We start from the raw sequence: 25,076 nt of genomic DNA on the forward strand, positions 1-25,076 counted from the left end.
AATTATAGGAGTACTAAAAAATGAAAAAATTTGAAGAAGTAAAAAGTTTAGTTGCAGCTTTGGAAGCTGATGCAGACAAGTTTTATAACAAAGGAAACAGCGCTGCTGGAACCAGAGTACGTAAAGGCATGCAGGATTTAAAAAACTTAGCTCAAGCCATTCGTTTAGAAGTGCAGGATACTAAAAACAAAGCTTAAACCTAAAGATATTTATAACAGTAAAGTCCCGATACGCATCGGGACTTTCCTGTTTATAGGATAAATTTGTAATCATCACTTCTTTCCGACTGCTCATAACGGACCAACTTACCATTATAAAAAAGTAGAAGGAAAAATAAGGGGCATTAATGGAATCAAAAGTTCTTCTTGAAACGCGATAGATCTTATTTCCATCAGCTGTTTTCTTTGATTGCTTAAAAGTTGTCTCCGTTGTTCCGATGGGAACAATGGCAGAACTTTGCAGCCTGGCATGATACCTGCCAGAGTTATATAAATAATTTTTCCGTGATGTTTAATTTGTGTGTACTGATCGAGATTCAATAATGATGCCTGTCTCAATATCTTTGTTTTGTTACCATTGGCTATACTCAATAAAGCAATTTCGAAACTTGTAATTTATTGATTTTATGGTTTTGAAAATTTGTAATTTTGCAATTACTCACAAAAAAACAGGTTAATCCAGATGCTTTGTGCAGCAAAAGATTAACCTGTTTTTGATCGGAAAGGAATCCAAATATTTTTTAGCGCAGTTTATGCCGGCTGACTAAGTTTTTCCAATTCTAGCGCAATAGCTTGCTCTAATGACGATGAGGCTTTAACCAATGGTAAACGCACTGTATCTCCGCATATACCCAATTGTTTTAAGGCAGCCTTTATTCCTGCCGGATTGCCTTCTACAAAAGCCAAGCGGGTAAATTCCACTAAACTTAAGTGTGCCGGTGTAGCACCTTTAAAATCGCCAGCCATGCACAACCTTACCATATCTGAAAACTGTTTTGGCAATGCATTTCCGATTACAGAAATAATTCCTGATGCGCCCAATGCCATCATCGGTAGGGTAACAGGATCATCTCCGGAAATCAATAGAAAGTCTTCAGGTTTATCCCTCATAATTTGATTGAACTGATCAAAACTTCCAGAGGCTTCCTTGGTTGCGATAATATTTTTGAAGTCATGTGCTAGCCTGCAAGTTGTTTCAGGGCTCATGTTGGTCATTGTTCGTCCAGGAACGTTATACAACATCAAATCCAAAGGAGAAACCTCTGCCAGGTATTTGTAGTGTTGGTAAATTCCCTCTTGTGTGGGTTTGTTATAGTAGGGGCTTACCGATAAAATTGCACTGTAACCATTTGTATCGAAGCTTTTTATTTCCTCGGCAACGGCTAGGGTATTGTTTCCGCCAATTCCTGCAACAAGTGGCAATCGGTTATCATTAACTTCAGCGGTATAGGCCCACACCTTCTTCTTCTCTTCCTTAGTCATTGTAGCGGTTTCGCCGGTTGTTCCTAAAGAAACGAGGTAATCAATTCCTCCTTCCACCAAATGATTAATCAGGTTTTTTAAACCATTATAATCAACTGATCCATCTGTGTTAAAGGGTGTAACTAATGCTACCCCAGTACCCTGAAATTTGTTCATTATATATTGTAATTATTGAATTTTGATTATAGATTGAGGGATGTTCAATCGTTTTTACTCGTTCTATAATTTTTTATTTTATCATTGCTAAAAGTTCTGTATCACTAATAATTGGAATATTTAACTTTGTAGCCTTCTCTAGTTTTGATGGTCCCATGTTATCTCCGGCAACAAGGAAGTTTAATTTAGCAGAAATGCTACTTAATATTTTTCCGCCATTGGCTTCAATAAGATCTTTCAACTCATCGCGACTGTATTGCTCAAAAACGCCCGAAATTACGAATGTTTTTCCAATAAGTGTATCGCTATCAAGTGTAATTACCTTTTCTTCAATTTCAAAAGCTAATCCCGCTAATTTTAATAATTCTATCTGCCTTAAATGCTCAGGATTTGAGAAATATTCAACAATACTTTCGGCAATACGCTGCCCAATCTCATCAATGGCTATCAATTCCTCTACAGTTGCCGTAGAAAGTTTATCTATATTTTTAACACCAGCAGCTAACTTCTTCGCAACTGTTTCGCCAACATATCGAATGCCTAATCCAAAAAGAACTTTTTCAAAAGGCATTTCTTTTGATTTTTCAATCCCAGCAAGCATGTTTTCAATGGAGCGCTCCCCGAATCTCTCAATTCCTTTTAACTGATCTGCTTTTTGATATAAGGTGTATAAATCACTGATGTGATTAATCAGGCCTCTTTTGTAAAAAGTTTCAATGGTTTCATCACCCAAACCATCAATATTCATTGCTTTTCGACCAATAAAATGCTGAATTTTGCCTACAATCTGCGGCGGACAGCCCTCATCATTTGGACAGTAGTGTACCGCTTCTCCTTCTTTTCTAATCAGTTCGGTTCCGCATTCCGGACAGTTGTGCAGGTAATGTACTTTGCTTGATCCTGCTATCCGTTTATCCAGATTAACTTTAATGATCTTAGGAATAATTTCTCCACCTTTTTCTACGTAGACTGTATCTCCTTCATGCAAATCCAATCGCTCGATTTCGTTGGCATTATGAAGGGTGGCTCTCTTCACTGTGGTACCTGCAAGTAACACCGGCTTCAAATTGGCAACAGGCGTAACTGCACCTGTTCGACCAACCTGATAGGTAACTTTATCTAAGACCGTTTCAACCTCTGCCGCCTTGTATTTATAGGAAATTGCCCAACGTGGAGATTTTGCTGTAAAACCGAGCTCCTGTTGTTGCGCATAGCTATTTACTTTAATTACGATACCATCGATATCGTAGCTTAGTTTGAATCGTTCCGTTTCCCAATGGTGGATAAATGCCAGTACATCATCGATATTATTTACCAAACGGTTATGCTCGCAAACATGGAAACCCCAATCTTTAACAGCATTCAAACTGTCCCAGTGGTTTTTAAATTCGTTTTTATCTGTGTATAAAAAATAGATAAAGCCATCCAGAGGGCGTTTCGCCACTTCCTTGCTATCTTGCATTTTTATTGTTCCTGAAGCAAAGTTCCGTGGATTGGCATAGGGAATTTCGCCCAGTTCTTCGCGGGCAGCATTTAAGCGAAGAAATGCTGCTTTATGCATAAAAATTTCACCACGTATCTCAAAGTGCTCGGGTGCTTTTTCAGTTTTAATTTGGTGAGGAATGGTATGAATAGTTTTAACGTTGTTGGTTACGTCGTCACCTTTGGTACCATCACCGCGGGTTACTGCTCTAACTAGTTTTCCATGTTCGTAAGTCAAACTGATTGATAGTCCGTCAAATTTGAGTTCGCACACGTACTGAAAATTATCGCCAATGGCTTTACGAATACGCTCATCAAAGTCTCGAAGATCTTGCTCATTGTAGGTGTTACCCAATGAAAGCATTGGGTATTTGTGCTGAACGGTAATAAAGTTTTTGGTAATGTCGCCACCAACACGTTGGGTTGGAGAATTTGGGTCGGCAAAATCCGGATTGGCTTTTTCTAAGTCGGCTAGATGCTTTAACTTTTTATCAAATTCATAATCGCCAATGGTTGGCATCGCCAAAACATAATAATTATAATTATGCTGGTTCAGCTCGGCAACCAGCGCATCCATTTCTTCTCTTATTGCAAATAGCGACATAAGAGCAAATATAAATTGATTTTAATGGTTTAGAAATAGAAGGATACTTTTTTACCTGTTAAAGATTTTAAATCGGTAAAATGAAATTATTCAATGCCTAATGCACTATCCGTATTTAATAAGTTCAAAAACGCTATAAACCAATGTAATTTGAAAGTTCAACTTTCAGATTGCATGGTTTCCAGTTTTTATTTGTAGAATAGTTATCGTTCTTTAAAATCTAACGGCATAACTATTTTACCATCTTTCCCTCAATTTCTTCAAAAATTTCCATAAAATTTTTTTCTAATACAGTTTTAAAAATCGATAACTCAAATGTTAGCGCCTCTAATTGTTTTTCACTTAAAGTCTCGGGCCAGAGCCGCATGCAAATCCTGTTGAGGGCATAACTGATATTTTCCAGTTTTTGGTAACTCAACAGGTATTTACTGCTGATAAATCCATCAAGAAATTTAAAGAAAACTGATTGGTCTTTTAATCCTGAAAGGGCCAGGAAATCATTTAAGGAAGTTTTCTCAACTGCAACCAGTTTTTCATAAAAATGATTAACCTGGATAAGGTTGTGCTCGATAAGTAAATGGTCTAGTAAGAGCTCAAGGCCTATGTGTGCCAAAAAGGAAGGACGTACTGAAGTCTCTTCAACAACAGGCTTAATCAACTGTTTGAGCTGTGTTGTTTTTTCCAAAAAAAAGGTCGAGGAGTGAAATATTAAGTCTACCTGTAAATGTCTTTTCCAACCTTTTAGCAAGGCTTCCTCATCAGGTTTTCCAAGAAATAAAAATTCATTTTTTTGAGGATATAAATTTGCCTCTTTGGATGCGTTTTTAATCAGATCTGGTAATACGGTTCCCATTACCACATTGGCATCATCATTTGATCTATCAAAGTAGTAATGCGATAGGAAGTTCATGGTCACAAGTTAATGTTTTCTTTGATGTTCAAAAACTTAAACTAAGTGATATTCAGCGTAGAAATCGTATTGTTTTGTAAACTAATAAATTATAAATTTAATTTCCCTAATAAATCATCATGGCTAATTCGAAAACATACAGGATACTGTCTTTAGATGGAGGTGGATCCTGGGCGCTCATTCAAGTAAAATGTTTACGTAAACTCTTTGCCGAAACTTTCAATAGTCCTGACCCCACCGGGCATGAGGTGTTATCGAAATTTGATTTGGTAGCCGCCAATAGTGGTGGAAGTTTGGTAGCTGCGGCAATGGCTGAAAATTTGCGTTTATCTGAAATTGAGCAGATCTTTGGCGACGAAAAACTAAGAAGCAAGGTTTTTTCAAGATTAAGTTTCTGGGAGAAAAGTTTACTCTCAAGTGCCGCAAGGTTGTTTAAAATAGGAGCAAAGTATGCCACTAAAAGAAAACATCAGGCTTTAAAAGAAATATTGCCCAAAATCTCTCAAATTGATTTAATGCATATACCAAAGCACGTTTCGATAGGGGATGATGTTAAAACACAGTTTTTAATCATCGGATATGACTATTATCGCAACCGGGCCGAGTTATTCAGAACCGATTGTGACAGTTTGGCTTCAACATCAGTAATTGAACGTAAATTGAAAAAATTGCCAGCTGCTGTACAAAGCTCATCCGATTGTTTGGTAAGTTTGGTAGATGCGATTCATGCTTCCAGTACAGCTCCAGTGAATTATTTCAATGAGCCGGCTACCTTTAAGGTAAACAATAAATTAAAATATTATTGGGACGGAGGCGTAACTGGTAACAACAATCCGGTTCTGGCAGCGGTTACCGAAGCCATTTGCAACCGCGAACAATACGAAATTGAACATATTCAGGTTTTGTCTATTGGTACAGGCACAGTTTCACAGTTGCAATTTGATGAGGAAATACCAGTAAAATATCAGGAACTTAAAGCAAAACATGAGGAACCTGGTTTGATAAAAGATATCCAGAAAATGGGAACCAGTATATTAAATGACCCACCAGATACCGCGGCATTTGTAGCTTATATGATTTTAAATTCATCTATGCCCGCCAAACCAGTTGATTTTATCAGGATGAACCCTGTTTTACGCCCGATGATGATTAATGATGCGAACGGTAAACATTGGGATTTACCTCCCGGCATTAATAACGAGGAATATGCAACATTAAATTCAATGGATATGGATGCTGTTGAGGATAAGGAAGTTTCATTAATTGTAAAACTATGTGATAACTGGCTGAATAATGCAGGCGTTCCGAACCAGGCCATTAGAAATGACGGTGCACTAAATTGCCTGATTGGACATGCTGATTTTAATACTGCCAAAGCCGATTTTAAAACGTGGTTTACGGTTGCCAACTAATTTGCTTTAAACTAAGCTAAAATTTTATCTTTGCACGCACAATTATAAAAGTGTTTGTACAATGACGAATTTTGTTGAAGAGTTAAGGTGGCGTGGCATGTTGCATGATATTATGCCGAATACGGAAGAGAAGTTAAAAGAGGGTATGACTTCTGGTTATATTGGCTTTGATCCTACTGCCGATTCATTGCATGTGGGCCATTTAACGCAAATCATGACTTTAATTCATTTCCAGAAAGCCGGACATAAACCTTTTGCTTTGGTTGGTGGTGCCACCGGAATGGTTGGCGATCCATCGGGAAAATCTGATGAGCGTAATCTCCAGACTCCAGAAATGATTGAGCACAATCTCAAAGGAATGAAAACGCAATTGGCCAAGTTTTTAAAATTTGAAGAAGGTGGCAATGGTGCTGTTATGGTTAATAATGCCGATTGGTTTAAGGATATGAACCTTTTTACATTTATCAGAGATGTTGGTAAACACATCACTGTGAACTATATGATGGCGAAAGATAGTGTAAAAAGACGTTTAGAAGGCGATTCAGGGTTATCTTTCACGGAGTTTTGCTACCAGTTGATTCAAGGTTACGATTTTTATCATTTATGGAAAAACGAAAACTGCCTGGTTCAGATGGGTGGCTCAGATCAGTGGGGTAATATTGTAACCGGAACGGAGCTCATCAGAAGAAAAGATGCAGGAACAGCTTATGCTATAACTACCCAACTGATCAAAAAGGCAGACGGAACCAAATTTGGGAAAACCGAAAGTGGTGCAGTTTGGCTGGATCCTGAAAAAACTTCCCCGTACAAATATTACCAGTTTTGGTTAAACGCTTCTGATGATGATGTGAAAAAGTGGATCAGAATTTTCACTTTAAAGACTAAAGACGAAATTGAAGCTTTGGAAGCTGAGCATAATGCTGCGCCTCATTTGCGTATTTTACAGAAAGCGCTGGCGGAAGACATCACCATCAAAACGCATTCGGTTGAAGCGCTTGAAACGGCTATCAAAACCTCTGAATTTCTTTTTGGAAACGGATCACTTGAGTTTTTGAAAAGTCTATCTGAGAAGCAGGTTTTAGAAATGTTCGAAGGTATTCCACAATTCAAAATCTCTAAAGCTGAATTAGCTGCCGGAATTGATGCAGCAACATTGCTCGCTGAAAAAGCATCGGTGTTTCCATCAAAAGGAGAAACTAAAAAATTAATTCAGGGTGGTGGAGTTTCGGTAAACAAAGAAAAAGTGGCTGAAGCCACTCAGGTATTCAATGCTGATCATCTGATTAATGATCAATTCATTGTGGTTCAAAAAGGAAAGAAAAATTATTTCTTGCTGATTGCTGAATAATCATAAAAACTATATCTCACAAATCCCGATCAATTGATTGGGATTTTTTATGAAGTTTTCTGAATCGGACAAAATGTATATATTTGAGTATATTTGTCTGTTATGAAAAAGAAAGTTGATGATTTAAAAAATGCAGAGGAACCAGTGGTAACGTATGGTGTTATAAACGAAACACTTATGGCTGCCATGATGGGAAATCAGCATTCAAGTCCCTCTGATTTTGACTTAATAGCGCTTGCCCGTAAAGGAATACCAAAAAAATCTTTAACAGCTTTGGGGAAACAAATTTCTTTAACCATGGAGGAAATTGCCAGCATTTTACATATTTCGGATAGGACGTTACAGCGTTACACACAAGATACCCTTGTTAAAACCGAATATGCAGATAGAGCGATTGCTCTTGCTAAGCTATATGAACGTGGCATTGAAGTTTTAGGTACAACCAAAGCGTTCAACTCCTGGATCAGGCATCCCAATAAAGCATTGAATAATGAAACGCCGTTGAATTTACTTGATACGGGTATAGGTTTCGAAATGGTTTTGCAGGTTTTAGGTAGGATAGAGTATGGTGTTTTTAGTTAAATGATTTTATATCGTATTAGTAACTGCAATTATGCTAGAGATATCAGTGGAACTGGTGCTAAAATGTTTGGTGGCCGCTGGAATTCTGCAGGTACGCCCATGCATTATATGGCAGAAAACAGGGCCCTAGCTGCACTGGAGGTATTGGTTAATATAGACAATGTTAGTGATACAAGCCAGCTGTGCTTATCAATCTTTGAACTTAGTGATGAAAGTATTGAGCTTTGTAACCTCAATCAACTTCCTAAAAATTGGAGAGCATATCCATCATCTTTTGAATTGCAAAAGATCGGCGATGAATTTGTAAAAACAAACAAATATTTATTATTAAGAGTGCCTTCTGCAATTATAGAAGATGAATTCAATTTTTTGATGAACGTCAATCATCCGCTGGCAGAAAATATTAAAATTTTAGAAATCAAACCTTTTAGTTTTGATAACCGATTGTTGTAAGTTATTGCACCAGCAAATTACAACCTCTAATGTCAGCATTATCAAACCTTCCTAGAACCTCAAAACTTCCATCTGGGTTAATTTTGCCTAAATCTTGTGTTGCGATAAATGAGCAGGAGTTGATATTCGCTAAATCAACAACATTGATTCCTCCGGTTTTGCCGTGATGAATTAAGCTTAACGGATCGTTGGTATCTCTGATTAGAACCCTCATCCAACTTGGACAATTGAAAACACCATCACCTAAAGAATAGGCCTGGGAAAGTAATTCGGTCATGCCGTATTCGCTGTGAATAGATGGCACACCAAAGCCTTTTGTTAATTGCTCATGTAATTCTTCACGAACCATTTCCTTCCTTTTTCCTTTCATGCCGCCAGTTTCCATCACAATTAATTCAGGGAAATCAATCTCGAACTGCTCAATAAAATCAAGCAGGGCATAGGTTACACCAATTAGTACCGTGGGCTGGCTTTTTGCTTTCAAAGCCAGCAAAGTTTGTAATAGTTCATCGTGGTTATACAGAAAATAGCCACTTTGCGGATGGCCACTTTTTTCAATCAAATCATTCACCATGTAAATTAATGACGATCCCGAGCGCTGTTGGTAGGATGGGAGTAAAGCCAGAAAACAATAATCATTTACTTCAGCATAAAAATGTTCAAATGCCTTTAAATAGCTTTGCTCATAGAGGCTAACATTTGTAACGTGGTGACTGCTTTGTACCATGCCTGTGGTGCCCGAACTGCTGAAGGTAATTTCAACCGGATTGCGGCTACTTAAAATGTGATGCGTTTTAAAAAAACTGATCGGGAGAAACGGAATTTGCTCAATATTCTTTACCTGATCAACATCAATTTTTAAGTGATGAATGTATTCTTTATAAACCTGGCAGTTTTTTGCTTGATGTTTAAAAATGGAAAGGGCATGAGCGTTAAACTCTTCTGCAGTTTTTATAGCGAATAGATCTTCCTGATTAAGCATTGTATTGCAAAAGTACGAAGCCTTATGCTATTTTCTCGTCAGTTTTTTTAGCAAGCATGGCCATTCTGAAATGGTAACCACAAAACCCGCTAATGCCTGCAACCAGTCCACTTAAAATTCCGGTGACTAAAAGCAAAGCCCACCACAATTTAATGCCTGTCATTACCGCAACCCGGCCTGCCAACACATTATCGTTGGGTAAACTTTTAAATAAAGCATAACCGATCCATAGTAAAAATATAGCAAAAAAAGATTGCCAAAAAGCTATTTTCCCGGTTTTGCCAATAATGCCACAAGTAGCAAAGGAAATTACGATGATCACCCACCAAGGCGCAATCATTTGAAGAAAGAAACAAATTATTAATATAACGATGAAAACCATGTTTAGCTATTTGGAAATTTTTAAACGAGAAATTATTTTGCCCGATTGATCATCGGCACTTTTCATGTAAAACAAGTCGTATAATTGACCATTTGCCCAGGTATCTACCATATTATCGTAGAATTTACTTCCCGGATTTCCTGACTGGCCACCAGGGTAAACGCCATGACCTTTTGGAGCTTTACCTAATTCAATCACCATGCGCCAGGAAGGTCCATTGGTTTCGCTGATGGCATTGATGGTGCTTTTTGCTCCTCCAATTTGCAACACCTTCGAGCCCAATCCAGGTATTTTTGCCAAATGAGGTACATTGGTTTGTTTCACATTACTCCATCTCCAATCTTTATTGATAGGCCCAAACCTACGCTCTAAACTGTCGCAACTATATTTGAATGCCTCATTTACCAAACCTGCCAATGATTCTTTTTGATTGGTATTCACATTGTCGTACCATTTAGAATTTGGTTCCTTTAAAATCATTTCTACAGTGCGGTCTCTGGATGGATAACGCATTGGAATGCCTTTAACCACAAATTCATCATTCCAGATGTTGAAGGATAAGCGCTTGGTCCAGATTTCAAAAACGCTGGCAGCAATTTCCTCCGCATCATAACGTTTGTTCCATTTTGATACGTAGCCTAAAGCTTCTTTTTGAGTGGCGTTTAAGCTTTCGTTGTTCAATAATGGAACTATCGCTGGAATCAGATTCTGCGCCATAATGCTGTAATTATCAGTTTGCATGAGCCTGATGCTATCCATCGTTGCTTTATTCATCGCTCCCAATCTATCATTAATCCGTTTTCCTCTTTCATATGGAGAAAATTCCCAATTGATGTAGTATGGATAAGTTTTATCGGTAGAAGATTGATTGGCAGAGCTGACAAAACCACGTGGTGGATTCTTAACTGTTGGATTCTGAGCAGCCGGAATCCATCCCTGCCAATCGTAAGCCGGATCGGTGCCATCCAGAATAAACTTTCCCTGATCTTTCCATTTAAGCGGAAATTTTCCATTAGGCGTAATGGAAATATCATTATCCACGCTGGCGAAAACGAAATTTTGAGCCGGTGCAGTGTAATAGGTTAAAGCTTTGCGATAATCGTTATAATTGCTGCCACGATTTAGCTGATAAAAGGTCATCAACTCATTCGATTTTTCATGCGCAATCCATCTTAGGGCATCGCCAACAGGCACATTATCTGCTCTTCCGTATTTTGGTTTCTGGAAATAAACAACCGGGCCGTGGTGGGTATAATACACGGTATCAATTTCTGTTTTACTGCCTCGGATTTTGATGGTTTCTAAACGCCTGGTAGTTTTATTCCATTTGTTGTTGTACCAGTACTCATTGTGCGATGAATCTTTAAATTTAATCTGATAAAAGTCCAGCACATCAGCCGCTACATTGGTTACCCCCCAGGCAATTTTTTGATTAAAACCGATAATTATACCTGGTGCACCCGGTAATGAAACTCCATACGTATTAATGCCCGGTGCGTGTAATTGAATCTGGTACCAAATGGATGGCAAGGTCAAGTCCAGATGCGGATCATTCGCCAGTATTGGGAAACCTGAAGCCGTTTTCGAACCTGATAATGCCCAATTGTTACTGCCAATACCCTCAATTTTTTGCTTTGTTTTAACATCACCGGTTAAAGCTGCGGTAAAACTTTCAGGCGTTTTAGGTGTTGGCAATGGCGTAAAATCCCATTTAGTTCCTACCGGGATAATTGGGTCTTCCCGAAAAGGATAATCTGGAAAAAGATCTTTTGTAACTTCAGGACCGAATTTTTTAAGGATATTGGTCATGTAAAACTCATCGGAACCCATGGCTAATACTGCCGACATTTGCTTCAATAAAAGCGCACATTTTATGGGTGTCCAGTTTTCTGGTTTGAAATCAAGTAATTTATATTCAAGCGGGTAATTGGCTTTAGAAAGTGTTTTAATGTAGGCATTAATTCCATCGGTATAAGCCAGAATCATTTCTTTAGATTTAGGGTCGGCCATCATCCCTTTTAACGAATTTTCAGCACCATACACCATACCCATTCGGCGTTGATATCGATCTACTTCGATGGCTTTCTCCCCAACCACTTCACTAATTCTTCCGGCCGCAAAACGGGTTTGAAAATCCATTTGCCAGAGGCGATGCATGGCGGTAACGTAACCTTGAGCGAGGTAAAGATCATGGTCGTTTTGAGCAAAGATGTGAGGAATCATCCGGTCGTCGAAAACAATCTCAATCTTATCGAAAGCCCCTTTAATCTTCACCTTGTGGTTAAAAATAAAATGATTGTTTTCAGCATTTTGCCAAAAACCCATAAAAGGATTTAAAAACTTTAAAAGGGGTGGGTTTTGACCAATTTTCGTATTAAATAAGAAGGCTAGGGCTATAGGAATAATTACACAGAATAGCGCTTTAATTTTATTCATAAATAATGGTTAGCTAAAAACTATCAGTTGACTAAGTTACGGGTAAAATGCTGATTTAATGAGATGAAAATACAACAAACTGACTATCAATCAAAATTATAAAATGAATTGAAATTATTATGCAAACATAATTTGTTTAATTCGAAAAAAGCATTTAAGTTTATCCTAACTAATAATACAACTAACCAAATTTTAATCATTTATGAGAAGAAACTTTACACAGATCTTGTATGTGTTATTTTTAGTGTTTGCATTAAATATTGCAGCACAGGCACAAAACATCACGGTTAGTGGAACCGTTAAAGATAAGCAATCGAAAGAAGGACTGGCGGGTGTAAGTGTAACCATTAAAGGGCAAACCGGTGGTACAGCTTCATCAGGCGATGGTAGTTTTTCATTTACAACAAACGCGAAAGTTCCGTTTACTTTAGTTGCCTCTTATGTAGGCTATGGAACTGTTGAGCGCCAGGTAACCGGGAACACAGCGGGTATCAATATTGAATTAGAAACCGCTGTTACCTTAGGAGGTGACGTGGTAGTTTCCGCATCAAGAACGCCCGAACGTATTTTGGAATCGCCGGTTTCTATTGAGCGAATGAGTGCTGCATCCATCAGAGAAATTGCTGCACCATCTTTTTATGATGCGTTAAACAACATGAAAGGGGTAGAGAGCAGTATGCAAAGTTTAACGTTCAAATCCATCAATACCCGTGGGTTTAATTCAAACGGTAATACACGTTTTAACCAATACATCGATGGCATGGATAACCAGGCACCTGGCCTGAACTTCTCTGTCGGAAATATTGTGGGTATTACCGAGCTTGATGTAGATAATGTGGAACTTTTGCCAGGCGCCTCGTCAGCTTTGTACGGTGCCGGTGGTATTAATGGAACTTTACTGATGACTTCAAAAGATCCTTTCAAATATCAGGGCGCTAGTTTTCAATATAAAACAGGAATTAACCATGTAAATGACGACAATTCAAGCGTACAACCTTTTAATCAACTGGATGTTCGCGTGGCAAAATCGTGGAATAATAAATTTGGCGTGAAAGCGGCTTTTTCGTTTCTGCAGGCTAAAGACTGGATGGGCACCAACTATTCAAACTTTGACCGTAATGCAAGGATGTTCAAGTCTGGCGATCGTAACAGCGACACCAATTACGATGGGATAAATGTTTATGGTGATGAGGTGAGCCAGAACATGCGTAACGTAGCTTTAAGTGTTCAAAATGCAACAATTTCAGGTATTAATGCTGGTTCTGGTGGTGCCATACCGAATATTAAAGCTTTAATGGATGGTGCATTTGGTGCTGCCATTCCAAATGCAGCACAACAAGCAGGATTTTTAGCGGGGTTGCCAGCAGCATTGCGTCCGGCAGTACAAAACTATCTTCCTTTTTATGTGGGTTTAAAAGCTAACTTAATTCCTGATCAAAATGTTTCCAGAACAGGTTACAACGAACGCGATCTGGTTGATTATGATACCAAATCGTTAAAAGCTTCAGGTGCAGTTTACTACAACATCACCAACACCGTTCAAGCCGTTGCGCAAGCCAACTGGGGAACAGGAACATCTGTTTACACCGGTTCTGACCGCTATTCGCTCAGAAATTTTAATATCGGGCAATATAAATTGGAGGTTAAAGGTCAGGATTTCTCCATCAAAGGATACACTACCCAGGAACGCTCAGGCGATTCTTATATCTCATCTATCTTAGGAAGTTATATTAATGAGGTTTCTAAGCCTTCTACCACCTGGTTTCCGCAATATATTGGTAATTATGTTGGTGCAAGAGCAGCGGGCCAAAGTGATGCAGCAGCGCATGTAACCGCAAGAGGTGTGGCTAATCAAGGCCGGTTTGAGCCGGGAAGTCCGCAGTTTGCCACGGCAATGAACAATATCATGAACACCACCATCAGCGCAACTGCCATCAATTCTGCAAATCCTTCGCAAAGTGTTTATGGGGCTAAATTTGATGATAAAACTAACTTATATCACTATGAGGGAATGTATAATTTTACCAATGCCTTCAACAACGTGGTAGAATTTCAGGTTGGTGCTTCTTACCGATTATATGATTTGAACTCTGCCGGAACTATTTTCAATGATTTAAACAATTCGATTGATATCAACGAATATGGTGCTTTCGGACAAATCGGTAAAAAGTTTTTCAATGATAAAGTTAAATTCACCTTCGCTGGTAGGTATGATAAGAGCATGAACTTCGAAGGTCGTTTTACGCCACGTATCACCGGGGTCTTTACTGTGGCTAAAAATAACAACATCAGGGCTTCTTATCAAACCGGTTACCGTAACCCAACTACCCAAAATCAGTATATCGATCTATCGGTGGGCGGTGGTTCTCAGCGTTTGATTGGCGGTTTGCCGGAAATCATCTTTGGTAAGTACAATTTGAATGGCAATAAGGCTTTTACAGATGTGAGTTACCGTGCATTCCTGGCATCAGCTGCTACGGGTACACCAAATCCAACCTTATTACAACAATATACGTTTGATGATCGCGGTGTTCGCTCCGAAAGTGTTCAGTCTTATGAATTGGGTTATAAAGGTTTAATTTTACCAAATTTATTAGTCGATGCTTACGGCTATTACAATATTTATAAAGATTTTATCACCGCGGTTGATGTGTATCAGAATGTAGGTACATTGGCGGCTCCAACTTTCGTTAAATTTGGCGTTCCGGTAAATGCAGCCGGCGAGGTAAGTTCATATGGTGCGGCCTTAGGTTTAGATTATTTGGTGGGTAACTATAATATCAGCGGAAACGTTTCGTATAACCAGATTGGTGATCTTCCTGCAAATTACATCAATGATTTCAATACACCGAAAGTACGTTTTAACCTAGGATTCGGAAACAAGGAAATCATCAAAAATGTAGGATATAACCTCTCGTATCGCTGGCAAGATAAATTCTACTGGAATTCGTCATTTGCTTCAGGAGAAGTTCCGGCCTACAGTTCATTAGATGCTCAGGTTAGTTTTAAAATACCTTCGGTAAAATCATCAATCAAATTGGGTGGATCTAACGTAATGAACAAATATTACATTACTTCTTATGGTAATCCGGCTGCGGGAGCAATTTATTACTTAGCATTTTCTTATAATCCATAGTTAAAAGATATGCGCTTTCTGAAACCCTCTTACTTTTAAAGTGAAGAGGGTTTTTTTATTTTTAATACATCCCTTTTATAAAATATTTGTATTATAGTACTTTCTTAAACACATCTCAGTTTAAGGGTAATTAATTTAAAATTTTGAATAAATAAGGATGGAAGATACCAACGACAAGACAAGTGAGATAAACGACCTGATTGAAAAAGAACAAGAAATACAGCATTTAAATAACCCTGTTGATATATCGGTAAAACCGATTGTTAAACAATATCTTGGATCGGTAAAAAAGGTAAAGAAAGAAGGAAATCGTTTTTATTTTTCTGATGGCGATGCCAAAGTAGAAATAAGAGTAGTTAGTGATGAGATTATTCGCGTTAGGCTTGCACCACATGGTGTTTTTCTTGATGATTTTTCTTACGCTGTACCCGAGGTAGATCAAAAAGTTTCTGTTTTTAAAATGCAGGAGCATGAAGATCATTATACCGTTTCTACACATTCGGTAACCTGTAAAATAGAAAAAGCTAATTTTCATGTTTCATTTTCTGATAACATTACCAATTTGGTAATGGTTGATGAAGCAAATTCCATGCACTGGGAGGAAAATGTCGATTTCGGCGGTTACTATATTTATGCAACTAAAAAATGTCACCCCGAAGAGAATTTTTTCGGCTTAGGTGATAAATCTGGAAATTTCAATCTTCGTGGTCGACGTTTCGAAAATTGGAATACCGACGCCTATTCTTTCGGTTGGAACCAGGATCCACTGTATCGAACCATTCCATTTTATATTGGTCTTCATAATCAGGCTGCATACGGAATCTTTTTTGATAATACTTTCAAATCCTATTTCGATTTCGGTGGTGAGGATGTAAGCAAAACGAGTTTCTGGGCAGATGGCGGTGAATTGCAATACTATTATATTCACGGCCCGCACATTATGGATGTAGTGAAACGTTATGCCAGCTTAACCGGCACGCATCCAATGCCTCCAAAATGGACTTTAGGTTATCAGCAATGTCGCTGGAGCTATTATCCGGAAACAAAAGTAAAAGAAATTGCGAAGCAGTTTAGAGATAGAAAAATTCCCTGCGATGCCATTTACCTGGACATCGATTATATGGACGGCTATCGCTGCTTTACCTGGAACAAAAAATATTTTCCTGATCCACGCAAAATGATCAAAGAGCTATCTGATGATGGTTTTAAAACCGTTGTTATGATCGATCCGGGAATTAAGGTAGATGACGATTATTGGGTTTTTAAAGAAGGAAAAGACAATAAATACTTCTGTAGAAGAAGCGATGATTATTTTATGGAAGGCCATGTTTGGCCAGGCCGTTGCCAATTCCCTGATTTTACCAATCCGAAAGTTAGAAAGTGGTGGGGTAAATTGTATGAAGAGTTGGTAGATATGGGTGTTGCTGGCTTTTGGAACGATATGAACGAACCGGCAGTGTTTGGTTCGGGTACGTTTCCGAATGATGTGCGCCATAATTATGATGGCTACCGCGGCTCTCACCGTAAAGCCCATAACGTTTATGGCATGCAAATGGTTCGTTCAACCTACGAAGGCTTGAAAAAACTGATGCGCAATAAACGTCCGTTTACCATTACCAGAGCGGGCTATTCGGGTATGCAACGTTACGCCAGTGTTTGGACCGGAGATAATATTGCCACCTGGGAGCATTTGAAAATCGGGAATATTCAGTGCCAGCGTTTATCAGTGTCTGGCGTTCCTTTCTGTGGAACAGATATTGGAGGTTTTAGTGGCGAGCCAGATGGCGAATTATTTACTCGCTGGATTCAGTTAGGTACTTTTTCGCCTTTTATGAGAGCACACTCTGCTGGTGATACTGCAGAACGTGAGCCATGGAGTTTCGGCGAATTTTTTGAAGACATCAACCGCAAATTCATAGAGCTGCGGTATCGTTTAATGCCTTACCTGTACTCAGTTTTCTGGGAACATCACCGTTACGGCTTCCCGATTTTACGCCCGTTGGTAATGCTGGAGCAAGAAAATATCAGTAATAGCTTCCGCCAGGATGAGTTTTGTTATGGTGATAAACTATTAATATGCCCGGTTTTAGAACAAGGTGCAATTTCAAGAAAAGTGTATCTTCCCAAAGGAACATGGTATAATTTCTGGACCAATGAAGTTTTAGAAGGTGGAAACGAATATACCGTTGAAGCTAAAATTGACAGCATGCCAATGTTTGTTAGAGCGGGATCTGTTATTCCGGAATACCCGGTAATGCAGTATGTTGATGAAAAAGCAATCACAGAGGTGGTATTAAATATCTATCAAAGCGATTACGAAGTAAATTCTTACATGTATGAGGATCACGGCGATACTTTTGCTTTTGAACAGGATATTTATCTCGAGAAGAAGTTCACCGTAAAAGCTGATCAGCATTTGTTTAAAGTGAATCAGCGTATTGAAGGCTTATATACCCCTAATTATGAATTTTATGTTTGTAATGTGATGGGCTTGAAGTTCCAGGTTAAAAAGATCATTGTGGATAACAAAGAAGTAAGTGATTTTCATATTGATGATCAAAATATTTTACACTTCAAGTGTCTAAAAACCTTTAGTGAAATTCAGATTTTAAGTCTGTAAATCTTTTAGCCCCAAATGTTGTTTAGCATTTGGGGCTTCATCTATCTAGCCAAACTCACCATGCCAAAAACGAAAAAAGTTTCAGAGAAAAAAACAGCAATAGCCAAGGTTGATACCAGTAAATCAGTTTGGGTACACAGTTTATTTACCGATTACGACATTGATCTTTTTTTAGTTGGAAAGCATTTTCGGTTGTACGAAAAACTAGGTTCTCACCTCATCAATGTCGAAAAAACAAATGGAACTTATTTCGCCGTTTGGGCACCTAATGCAATAAGGGTAAGTGTTGTTGGCAACTTTAACCAGTGGGATAACCAAGCTCATCCACTTCACAAACGCTGGGATAAATCGGGTATTTGGGAGGGCTTTTTACCTGGCATAGCAAAAGGAGAGATTTACAAATATTTCGTTAAAGGCTTTGATGAGTCAGAACATTTAAAGGGTGATCCTTATGCCAGAAGATGGGAGCACCCTCCACAAACTGCTTCAGTAGTGTGGGATACGGATTATTCGTGGAAAGATAAAACCTGGCTTTCAAAAAGAGCAAAAATGAATGCATTGGATCAACCGATCTCAGTGTATGAAATACATTTAGGTTCCTGGGAACGCGATCCTGATAATCCGGAACGGGTGCTAACAGCGAGAGAAGTAGCCGGCAGACTTGTTCCCTACGTTAAGGAAATGGGGTTTACACATGTAGAGCTGATGCCGGTGATGGAATTTCCTTTTTTTCCAAGTTGGGGATATCAAATTACAGGCTATTTTGGAGCAAGTTCTCGTTACGGCACTCCTCAAGACCTCATGTATTTAATTGAGGAACTGCATAAAGCTAATATCGCTGTTATTTTGGATTGGGTTCCTTCTCATTTTCCTGGCGATCGACACGGATTATATGAATTTGACGGAACGCACCTGTATGAACATGCCGATATGCGTAAAGGATTTCATCCAGATTGGAAATCTTATATTTTCAACTACGACAGGCCTGAGGTTCGCTCGTTTCTAATCAGCAACGCCATTTTCTGGATTGATCAATACCATGCCGACGGCTTACGGGTTGATGCCGTGGCTTCAATGTTATATTTTAACTTTTCGAGGGAGGATGGTGATGCTGCGACAAACGATCAGGGAGGGCCAGAAAATTTCGGCGCAATTCAATTTCTTCAGGATTTGAATGTAGCCGTTTATGGAAATTTCAGTGGCGTTCAAACCATTGCTGAAGAAAGCAGTACCTATCCAGGCGTTACCCATCCGGTGCATGCGGGCGGTTTAGGTTTTGGAATGAAATGGATGATGGGGTGGATGAATGATACTTTGAAATATTTTAAGGTAGACACATTAGGCAGAAAACATCATCATCACCAGTTAAGTTTCAGCATGACTTATGCCTTTACCGAGAACTTCATGCTGCCTTTCTCACATGATGAGGTGGTGCATGGAAAATCGCCGATGCTTTATAAAATGCCTGGAGATGAATGGCAAAAGTTTGCTAATCTAAGGGCACTTTATGGTTATATGTTTACCCACCCGGGCGCCAAGCTTCTATTCATGGGTAACGAATTTGGCGATACCAATGAATGGAATTTCACTCAATCGTTAGATTGGCATTTGTTACAATATGCACCCCACAAGGGTATGCAGGAAACAGTAAAAGCCCTGAATTTTCTTTATCGCAAAGAACCAGCCTTGTACCATTTCAATTTTAGTTATGAAGGTTTTGAATGGCTGGATGCTGATAACGCCAACGAGTCGGTTTTTGTATTCATGAGAAAAGGGCCAAAAGCAAAAGATACATTAATTATCGCATTGAACTTTACTCCGGTTGTGAGGGAAAATTACAGGATCGGTGTTCCATTCAAAAGTAAATGGAAAGAAATTTTCAATACAGATGATATCATTTATTATGGCAGTGGTATCAATAATAGAGGAGATATTGTTCCATCAACGGAGGGCTTTAACAGGCAGGAGTATTCAATTGAGATAACGCTTCCGCCACTGGCCTTGGTGGTGTTTAAAAGTGCTAAATGATAAAATAAGAAAAGCCTCTCATTGCTGAAAGGCTTTCTTAATCCTTGGAGTGGAAGCTTCCAAAGAGGGTGCAAAGATACAATAACTCTTTGTACTCGCAAGTTTTATTTAATTATTACAGCTTTAATTTAATTCCCCCATTGAAGGTTCTACCTTCTGTGTGCGTCCAGATATCATCAAAAGTAGGATTTAGATGTGATCCGTTCACTACACTTTTATATCGGCTTTGCCTGGTATCCGTAAAATTCTCAGCATTTATAAAAACAGATATCTTCCCAAAAACTTTTTCGGCCATAAAACCGAATTCCCAAAAAGCGTTGGTTTGCTGATTATTATAAAGGTATTGTCTGTCAGTAAAATAGCCTTCCAATCCCATCTTAAAATTGCTTTCCTTTTCGTAAAGAAGGGCCAGGTTAAGCTTGTTTTTCGGCAACAGTCTGATGGTTTGAATCACCGGAAGGTAATTCGCTTTTGCATCAGTAAAAGTATAACCCGCAAAAAGTTTAAAGTATTCATGAAATATTAGCTTTGCATTGGTCTCAAAACCCAGGCTTCGTACAGGCTCACGGGTATTTCCAAAACTAAAGTTGCCATCGTTATCCTGCAAAAGAATGGTAGAATTATTAATTCTGGTAAAGAAAAACATTTGATTAAAGCTAAGCATCCAGTCATCGCTTATAGCCGTTTTGTAATTCACATCGGCAGTTCCACCAAAACTTCGCTCTGCTTTCACATGATTTAATGGCAAGAGGTTTTGGTATTGAAAAGTTTCGGTTTGTTCAGTGAAAAGGGTAGGGGTTTTGTAGCCCAAGCCTCCGCCAATTCTGGAACTCCATTGGTCATCGAATTTGTATAAAGCTGAAACACGGGGTAAAATAAAAACCTCGTTTTGACGGTAGCTGGCATTAAAATAATTTACAAAATCAGCTCTCAATCCACTTTCTAACTTTAATTTTTCTGAAAGATCCCAGGTGTGTTGCGCATAGGCACCAGCAGTTCTGGTCGTGAAATCCTTTTTCAAACCAGGCTCCTGATTTTGTTCAGAGAATTTATCGTAAACCAGGTTTCCGCCAAAAATCAAACTCTGATTTTTCAATGTTTTGAGGTAACTGAAATCAGTATATGAATTGTAATTGACGCCATTAAATTTATAATCTGGAATCGATATCCCTCGCTTAAAATAATTGAAACTCGTTTTAATTTTTAACAGATCTTTTTCAGCGGTTTTATAGCTAAAGTCGAGTGTAGATGTATTTCTGGTGCTGTTATTTGTTTCGAAATACTGGTGTTCAGCGTTTATCCCTTTATTGATAACGAAAATATCTCCACCGGTTCGATCACTTTTTGTAAAAGCATTTCCTATCGTAATCATCGTTCTTTCACTTGGGTAAATAAATACCTTTGGATGGATTGTAAAATCATTTGTTTTTGGAAGTTCGGTGAAGTCATCTTTATCTACATCGTAAGCTTTTTGAAAGTTAGCCAAAGCTAGCAGACTGTATCCAAATTTTTTTCCCCTTTGCATGCTGAAGGCTCCGATATTGGTTTGACCAACGTTTGATTGATTTAAAATAAAATTTAAATCTGCCTTCTCTCTCGGAACCCTCGAAATGAAGTTCACTACGCCAGCAATGGCTCCTGCTCCAAATAATGTTGATGACGGTCCTTTTATGATTTCTACCTGCGCAAGGTCGAGAGGAGGGATTTCAAGTATACTTAAACCGCTGGCGAAATTTCCAAAACTGGCGTAACCATCCTTCAATAGTTGTGTGTATCGCCCATCTAAACCTTGTATCCTAATACTGGCATTGGCACTGGTGGCAGACGTTTGCTGAACGGCTATTCCGGTACTTTCATGCAAAATCATAGAAACATTGGCAGGGCGCATATTGCTCTTCTCATCAATTTCTTCCAATTCGATGGTTTCTACCCGGGTAGGTGTGTTTTGTATGCTTCGGCTCGTTCTTGTTGATGAAACGATAACCTCTTCTAACTCATCTTCTGCCGGTTCCATCAAAATTTCAATTGCTTCGTTTTGAGTGAAAGGGAAAGTGAGCATTAACTTTTGTTCTTCAAATCCTACATTTCGAATCAATATCGTTTGCAGTCCGTTTGGAATGTTATTTAAGTTTGCCGTGCCATCTGCAGCAGATTTAAGGATGATATTTGTGCCCTTCACCAATATAGTGGCATCTGCTAAGGCCGTATTATTCTGTTTGTCTTTAACTCTTACTTTAAGAGAATTTTGTGCGTAAGCACTAACCATGCACACCAGGGCGCACAGCAATAAAAATATTTTTCGCATGTGTTATATATGTAATTGAATAAATGGATCATTTGATCCGTTGGATAAATCGGTTAACCGATATAAATGTTATTCAATTTTGGTGGTTGCCAGATATGCTGAATATAAGCAGAGATAAATTGATTGTTGTATCGAGTCAATTTATGCTTAGGAAGCACACACTTTAATGTTTTAGCCGCCGATGTATTCGCGTAAACAACTAAGGGCTGGCCACAACAATTGCAAGTACATAGTGGAGAACAGGTATCAGGATCTGCTGCATTACCTTGCTTTTCGATCTTCGCAGAAGTATATTCAGATTGGTTAGCCGCTAATTCAACCACATCCTCGCAAGTAATGCAGGACAGGCTGAGTATTGCATAACTCAATATGTAGATCAAAAACTTCATTGTTAGGCAAATGTACAAATCATCTGCTATTTGTGCTAAATAATATTACTTTAATGACGCCAACTCAACCAGCATCTTACCGGAACTGCATGAGATATTCTTAGGGATTGTATTCCAGCTAGTTGTTTGAAACTAAGGCACAACAAGAACAAAACCTAAGAATATGGTGTTGTAATTTTGTAACACTGTAAAATGCAATTGTCAATCCCTCTTTCTGATCATCTGGTAAAATCAAACCTTAAAGTTTGGAGTTCGGATTATGAGTTTTTCTTAAATAGATTAAGAAATCATGATGAATCAGCATTTAAGGAATTGTATCATCAGTATTCAGGTGCGATTTACGGGAACATCAAAAGAACAGTTCATGATGACTTAAAGTCTAAACAGATTCTTGAGCTCACTTTCATCGAAATTTGGAATTCTATCTCATCATTTGATGAAACACGCACCAGACTATTTACCTGGATGAATCAAATTGCCAATAAACAGAAATTAATTTCGTCTTAATCTGTCCAATTGAATTTAAGGGCTAATGGTAGTTAGAAATTGTTCAATTTTGGCTACAACATGGCTCGTGTCATGCGATTGACATTGCTAACCATACCAATAATATTTCCATTGTTGTTTTCCTGCTGATTCAAATTCATCAGTCGAAAATGCTGTAGTTTGTAATAGGTCTTTTAAGTCTGCAATATTTCTTTGAATTTTAATTCATATTTCTCCGAGCTGATATCCGCAATGCATTACTCTATGATTGTGACTTAATAATCTCTTGATAAAAAGTTTATATAAAGAAAAAGGAGACCTCATCCAAGCGTCTCCTTTTTTTCTAACCAAATATAAACCTGTTATGAGCCAGGCTTTGTCTTTAATCCTCTTTAAAACTTAAAGTTTTTTCGAGGATGATTTTTCTTGTCATGAATAAACAAATATCGTTCCGTTTATTACTCTACAAATATAGTAAAAAAAATCTTAGTGTAAAAAATACACTAAGATTTTTTTTAATATTTTTTTTGTCATTTTTTATTTACAAATGTTTTTAACATGATTTTGATGTTTTAAAATGATAGAGCTGCAAATATAAGCGGAAATTGTGTTAAGTAAATGTTAAATATTGTTGAAATACACTGATAGCATTAAAAAATATTCTCAAAAATAAATTTTATACGCTTTTTTTTAATTTTTAAGCGTGTATTAATCTGTTGTTTTAAGTCTTAAGCATAAATTGGTCAGAAAAAGATGTATTAGACATAAATTAGTTAAGATTTTATCTATTATTTTATTAGTGAAAATCATTTTCACAAAAAAAAGCGACTAATGTATTTACAATAGTCGCTTTCCGGTTTATGGTATTAACCTTAAATTATTTTAAACTTGCGTAGTATTCTACGAATTTAGCAAGTGCAGATGAATATCCCCACTCATTATCGTACCATGAAACAACTTTTACGAAGTTATCATTCAAAGAAATACCTGCTTTTGCATCAAAAATTGAAGCATGATCATCTCCGATAAAATCAGATGATACAACCTCATCTTCTGTATAAGCCAACACACCTTTTAACTCACCTTCAGATGCTGCTTTCATTGCAGCTTTAATCTGCTCGTAAGTAGCTGGTTTTTCTAAACGGGCAGTTAAATCAACAACTGAAACGTCAGCAACAGGAACACGGAATGACATACCGGTAAGTTTTCCTTTTAATTCAGGAAGAACCATACCTACAGCTTTGGCAGCACCAGTTGATGAAGGGATAATGTTTGAGAAACCACCGCGGCCACCTCTCCAGTCTTTTGCAGAAGGACCATCAACTGTTTTTTGCGTTGCAGTTACAGCGTGAATAGTACTCATTAAACCTTCAACGATACCGAAGTTATCGTTTAATACTTTAGCAATTGGTGCTAAACAGTTTGTAGTACAAGATGCGTTAGAAACGATCGTTTGATCAGCAGTTAATTTATCATGGTTAACACCCATTACATATGTAGGGATATCAGCATCTTTAGCAGGAGCTGAGAATACTACTTTTTTGGCACCTGCAGCAATGTGTTTTTCTGCGTCAGCACGGGTTAAGAATAAACCTGTTGATTCAATTACCACTTCCACACCTACAGCATCCCATTTTAAGTCAGCAGGATTTCTTTCTGCAGTTACGCGAATTGTTTTGCCATTAACTACTAAATTTCCATCTACAACTTCAATTGTACCATCAAACTTACCGTGGGTAGTATCATATTTTAACATATAAGCCATGTAATCTGGCTCAATTAAATCGTTAATTGCTACAATCTCTAATCCTCTTTTTAATGCAGCTCTGAAAACCAGTCTGCCGATACGGCCAAAGCCGTTTATTCCAATTTTGCTCATTGTTT

General features: G+C 38.1%; 18 protein-coding genes. 9 read left to right on the forward strand and 9 right to left on the reverse strand.

The window, feature by feature from the left end; translation table 11 throughout:
* Positions 1–20: 20 nt before the first annotated feature.
* Positions 21–197: a hypothetical protein gene (locus EA772_RS11255; protein ID WP_010602932.1), complete on the forward strand. Its 177-nt coding sequence runs from the start codon at positions 21–23 to the stop codon at positions 195–197.
* A gap of 552 nt (positions 198–749) precedes the next feature.
* Here EA772_RS11255 and dapA read toward each other — a convergent pair.
* The 3 genes from dapA to EA772_RS11270 form a co-directional block, all read right to left on the reverse strand.
* A complete protein-coding gene (dapA, locus tag EA772_RS11260) occupies positions 750–1,637 on the reverse strand; it encodes a 4-hydroxy-tetrahydrodipicolinate synthase (protein WP_124913272.1) in 888 nt (295 codons plus the stop codon).
* Positions 1,638–1,710: 73 nt separating this feature from the next.
* Entirely contained in the window at positions 1,711–3,723 is a 2,013-nt protein-coding gene (gene ligA / locus EA772_RS11265) for an NAD-dependent DNA ligase LigA (protein ID WP_124913274.1), read from the reverse strand.
* A gap of 232 nt (positions 3,724–3,955) precedes the next feature.
* On the reverse strand, positions 3,956–4,633 hold the full coding sequence (locus EA772_RS11270) for a hypothetical protein (RefSeq protein WP_124913276.1): 678 nt from the start codon (positions 4,631–4,633) through the stop codon (positions 3,956–3,958).
* Between the two features lie 119 nt (positions 4,634–4,752).
* Here EA772_RS11270 and EA772_RS11275 point away from each other — a divergent pair, with 119 nt between their 5' ends.
* The 4 genes from EA772_RS11275 to EA772_RS11290 all read left to right on the forward strand — a co-directional run bounded on the left by EA772_RS11275 (position 4,753) and on the right by EA772_RS11290 (position 8,428).
* The gene (locus EA772_RS11275; RefSeq protein WP_124913278.1) at positions 4,753–6,045 is read left to right on the forward strand and encodes a patatin-like phospholipase family protein; all 1,293 of its coding nucleotides are present in this window, start codon (positions 4,753–4,755) and stop codon (positions 6,043–6,045) included.
* 61 nt (positions 6,046–6,106) lie between these two features.
* Positions 6,107–7,393, forward strand: a complete 1,287-nt coding sequence (gene tyrS / locus EA772_RS11280) for a tyrosine--tRNA ligase (protein ID WP_124913280.1) — start codon at positions 6,107–6,109, stop codon at positions 7,391–7,393.
* A gap of 102 nt (positions 7,394–7,495) precedes the next feature.
* Positions 7,496–7,975, forward strand: a complete 480-nt coding sequence (locus EA772_RS11285) for an antitoxin Xre/MbcA/ParS toxin-binding domain-containing protein (RefSeq protein ID WP_124913282.1) — start codon at positions 7,496–7,498, stop codon at positions 7,973–7,975.
* Positions 7,976–8,428, forward strand: a complete 453-nt coding sequence (locus EA772_RS11290) for an RES family NAD+ phosphorylase (RefSeq protein WP_124913284.1) — start codon at positions 7,976–7,978, stop codon at positions 8,426–8,428. It begins immediately after the preceding gene.
* 1 nt (position 8,429) lies between these two features.
* Here the strand turns inward: EA772_RS11290 and EA772_RS11295 are convergent, their stop codons facing one another.
* The 3 genes from EA772_RS11295 to EA772_RS11305 are packed head-to-tail and all read right to left on the reverse strand — an operon-like array spanning position 8,430 to position 12,228.
* Positions 8,430–9,410: an acyl transferase gene (locus EA772_RS11295; protein ID WP_124913286.1), complete on the reverse strand. Its 981-nt coding sequence runs from the start codon at positions 9,408–9,410 to the stop codon at positions 8,430–8,432.
* A 22-nt stretch (positions 9,411–9,432) separates the two neighbouring features.
* Positions 9,433–9,792 (reverse strand): hypothetical protein, encoded by a 360-nt coding sequence (locus tag EA772_RS11300; RefSeq protein ID WP_010599996.1) that lies wholly within the window; start codon positions 9,790–9,792, stop codon positions 9,433–9,435.
* 6 nt (positions 9,793–9,798) lie between these two features.
* Positions 9,799–12,228: a penicillin acylase family protein gene (locus tag EA772_RS11305; protein WP_124913288.1), complete on the reverse strand. Its 2,430-nt coding sequence runs from the start codon at positions 12,226–12,228 to the stop codon at positions 9,799–9,801.
* Positions 12,229–12,430: 202 nt separating this feature from the next.
* Between EA772_RS11305 and EA772_RS11310 the strand changes: the two genes are divergently transcribed.
* From EA772_RS11310 to glgB, 3 genes are all read left to right on the forward strand, one after another.
* Positions 12,431–15,364 (forward strand): TonB-dependent receptor, encoded by a 2,934-nt coding sequence (locus EA772_RS11310; RefSeq protein WP_124913290.1) that lies wholly within the window; start codon positions 12,431–12,433, stop codon positions 15,362–15,364.
* A 157-nt stretch (positions 15,365–15,521) separates the two neighbouring features.
* Positions 15,522–17,984, forward strand: coding sequence for a glycoside hydrolase family 31 protein (locus tag EA772_RS11315; RefSeq protein WP_116169732.1), 2,463 nt, complete (start codon positions 15,522–15,524; stop codon positions 17,982–17,984).
* Between the two features lie 60 nt (positions 17,985–18,044).
* Positions 18,045–20,012 (forward strand): 1,4-alpha-glucan branching protein GlgB, encoded by a 1,968-nt coding sequence (gene glgB / locus EA772_RS11320; RefSeq protein WP_246833916.1) that lies wholly within the window; start codon positions 18,045–18,047, stop codon positions 20,010–20,012.
* A 115-nt stretch (positions 20,013–20,127) separates the two neighbouring features.
* On the opposite strand, the gene EA772_RS11325 is transcribed toward glgB, so the two are convergent.
* Both EA772_RS11325 and EA772_RS11330 read right to left on the reverse strand, forming a co-directional pair.
* A complete protein-coding gene (locus EA772_RS11325) occupies positions 20,128–22,317 on the reverse strand; it encodes a TonB-dependent receptor domain-containing protein (RefSeq protein ID WP_124913294.1) in 2,190 nt (729 codons plus the stop codon).
* A 53-nt stretch (positions 22,318–22,370) separates the two neighbouring features.
* Positions 22,371–22,706 carry a DUF6660 family protein gene (locus tag EA772_RS11330; protein WP_124913296.1) on the reverse strand — a complete coding sequence of 112 codons (336 nt, stop codon included), beginning with the start codon at positions 22,704–22,706 and terminating at the stop codon, positions 22,371–22,373.
* Positions 22,707–22,898: 192 nt separating this feature from the next.
* Here EA772_RS11330 and EA772_RS11335 point away from each other — a divergent pair, with 192 nt between their 5' ends.
* Positions 22,899–23,213: a hypothetical protein gene (locus EA772_RS11335; protein ID WP_124913298.1), complete on the forward strand. Its 315-nt coding sequence runs from the start codon at positions 22,899–22,901 to the stop codon at positions 23,211–23,213.
* An 856-nt stretch (positions 23,214–24,069) separates the two neighbouring features.
* On the opposite strand, the gene gap is transcribed toward EA772_RS11335, so the two are convergent.
* Positions 24,070–25,071 carry a type I glyceraldehyde-3-phosphate dehydrogenase gene (gap, locus tag EA772_RS11340; RefSeq protein ID WP_010599989.1) on the reverse strand — a complete coding sequence of 334 codons (1,002 nt, stop codon included), beginning with the start codon at positions 25,069–25,071 and terminating at the stop codon, positions 24,070–24,072.
* Positions 25,072–25,076: the final 5 nt, after the last annotated feature.

The sequence above is a fragment of the Pedobacter sp. G11 genome, assembly GCF_003860265.1.
In the GTDB taxonomy this organism is placed as follows: domain Bacteria; phylum Bacteroidota; class Bacteroidia; order Sphingobacteriales; family Sphingobacteriaceae; genus Pedobacter; species Pedobacter agri.

Bases quoted from the DNA above. Each gene is read 5' to 3' on its own strand.
- EA772_RS11255 (WP_010602932.1), top strand. From the start codon at position 21: ATGAAAAAATTTGAAGAAGTAAAAAGTTTAGTTGCAGCTTTGGAAGCT.
- dapA (WP_124913272.1), bottom strand. From the start codon at position 1,637: ATGAACAAATTTCAGGGTACTGGGGTAGCATTAGTTACACCCTTTAAC.
- ligA (WP_124913274.1), bottom strand. From the start codon at position 3,723: ATGTCGCTATTTGCAATAAGAGAAGAAATGGATGCGCTGGTTGCCGAG.
- EA772_RS11270 (WP_124913276.1), bottom strand. From the start codon at position 4,633: ATGAACTTCCTATCGCATTACTACTTTGATAGATCAAATGATGATGCC.
- EA772_RS11275 (WP_124913278.1), top strand. From the start codon at position 4,753: ATGGCTAATTCGAAAACATACAGGATACTGTCTTTAGATGGAGGTGGA.
- tyrS (WP_124913280.1), top strand. From the start codon at position 6,107: ATGACGAATTTTGTTGAAGAGTTAAGGTGGCGTGGCATGTTGCATGAT.
- EA772_RS11285 (WP_124913282.1), top strand. From the start codon at position 7,496: ATGAAAAAGAAAGTTGATGATTTAAAAAATGCAGAGGAACCAGTGGTA.
- EA772_RS11290 (WP_124913284.1), top strand. From the start codon at position 7,976: ATGATTTTATATCGTATTAGTAACTGCAATTATGCTAGAGATATCAGT.
- EA772_RS11295 (WP_124913286.1), bottom strand. From the start codon at position 9,410: ATGCTTAATCAGGAAGATCTATTCGCTATAAAAACTGCAGAAGAGTTT.
- EA772_RS11300 (WP_010599996.1), bottom strand. From the start codon at position 9,792: ATGGTTTTCATCGTTATATTAATAATTTGTTTCTTTCTTCAAATGATT.
- EA772_RS11305 (WP_124913288.1), bottom strand. From the start codon at position 12,228: ATGAATAAAATTAAAGCGCTATTCTGTGTAATTATTCCTATAGCCCTA.
- EA772_RS11310 (WP_124913290.1), top strand. From the start codon at position 12,431: ATGAGAAGAAACTTTACACAGATCTTGTATGTGTTATTTTTAGTGTTT.
- EA772_RS11315 (WP_116169732.1), top strand. From the start codon at position 15,522: ATGGAAGATACCAACGACAAGACAAGTGAGATAAACGACCTGATTGAA.
- glgB (WP_246833916.1), top strand. From the start codon at position 18,045: ATGCCAAAAACGAAAAAAGTTTCAGAGAAAAAAACAGCAATAGCCAAG.
- EA772_RS11325 (WP_124913294.1), bottom strand. From the start codon at position 22,317: ATGCGAAAAATATTTTTATTGCTGTGCGCCCTGGTGTGCATGGTTAGT.
- EA772_RS11330 (WP_124913296.1), bottom strand. From the start codon at position 22,706: ATGAAGTTTTTGATCTACATATTGAGTTATGCAATACTCAGCCTGTCC.
- EA772_RS11335 (WP_124913298.1), top strand. From the start codon at position 22,899: ATGCAATTGTCAATCCCTCTTTCTGATCATCTGGTAAAATCAAACCTT.
- gap (WP_010599989.1), bottom strand. From the start codon at position 25,071: ATGAGCAAAATTGGAATAAACGGCTTTGGCCGTATCGGCAGACTGGTT.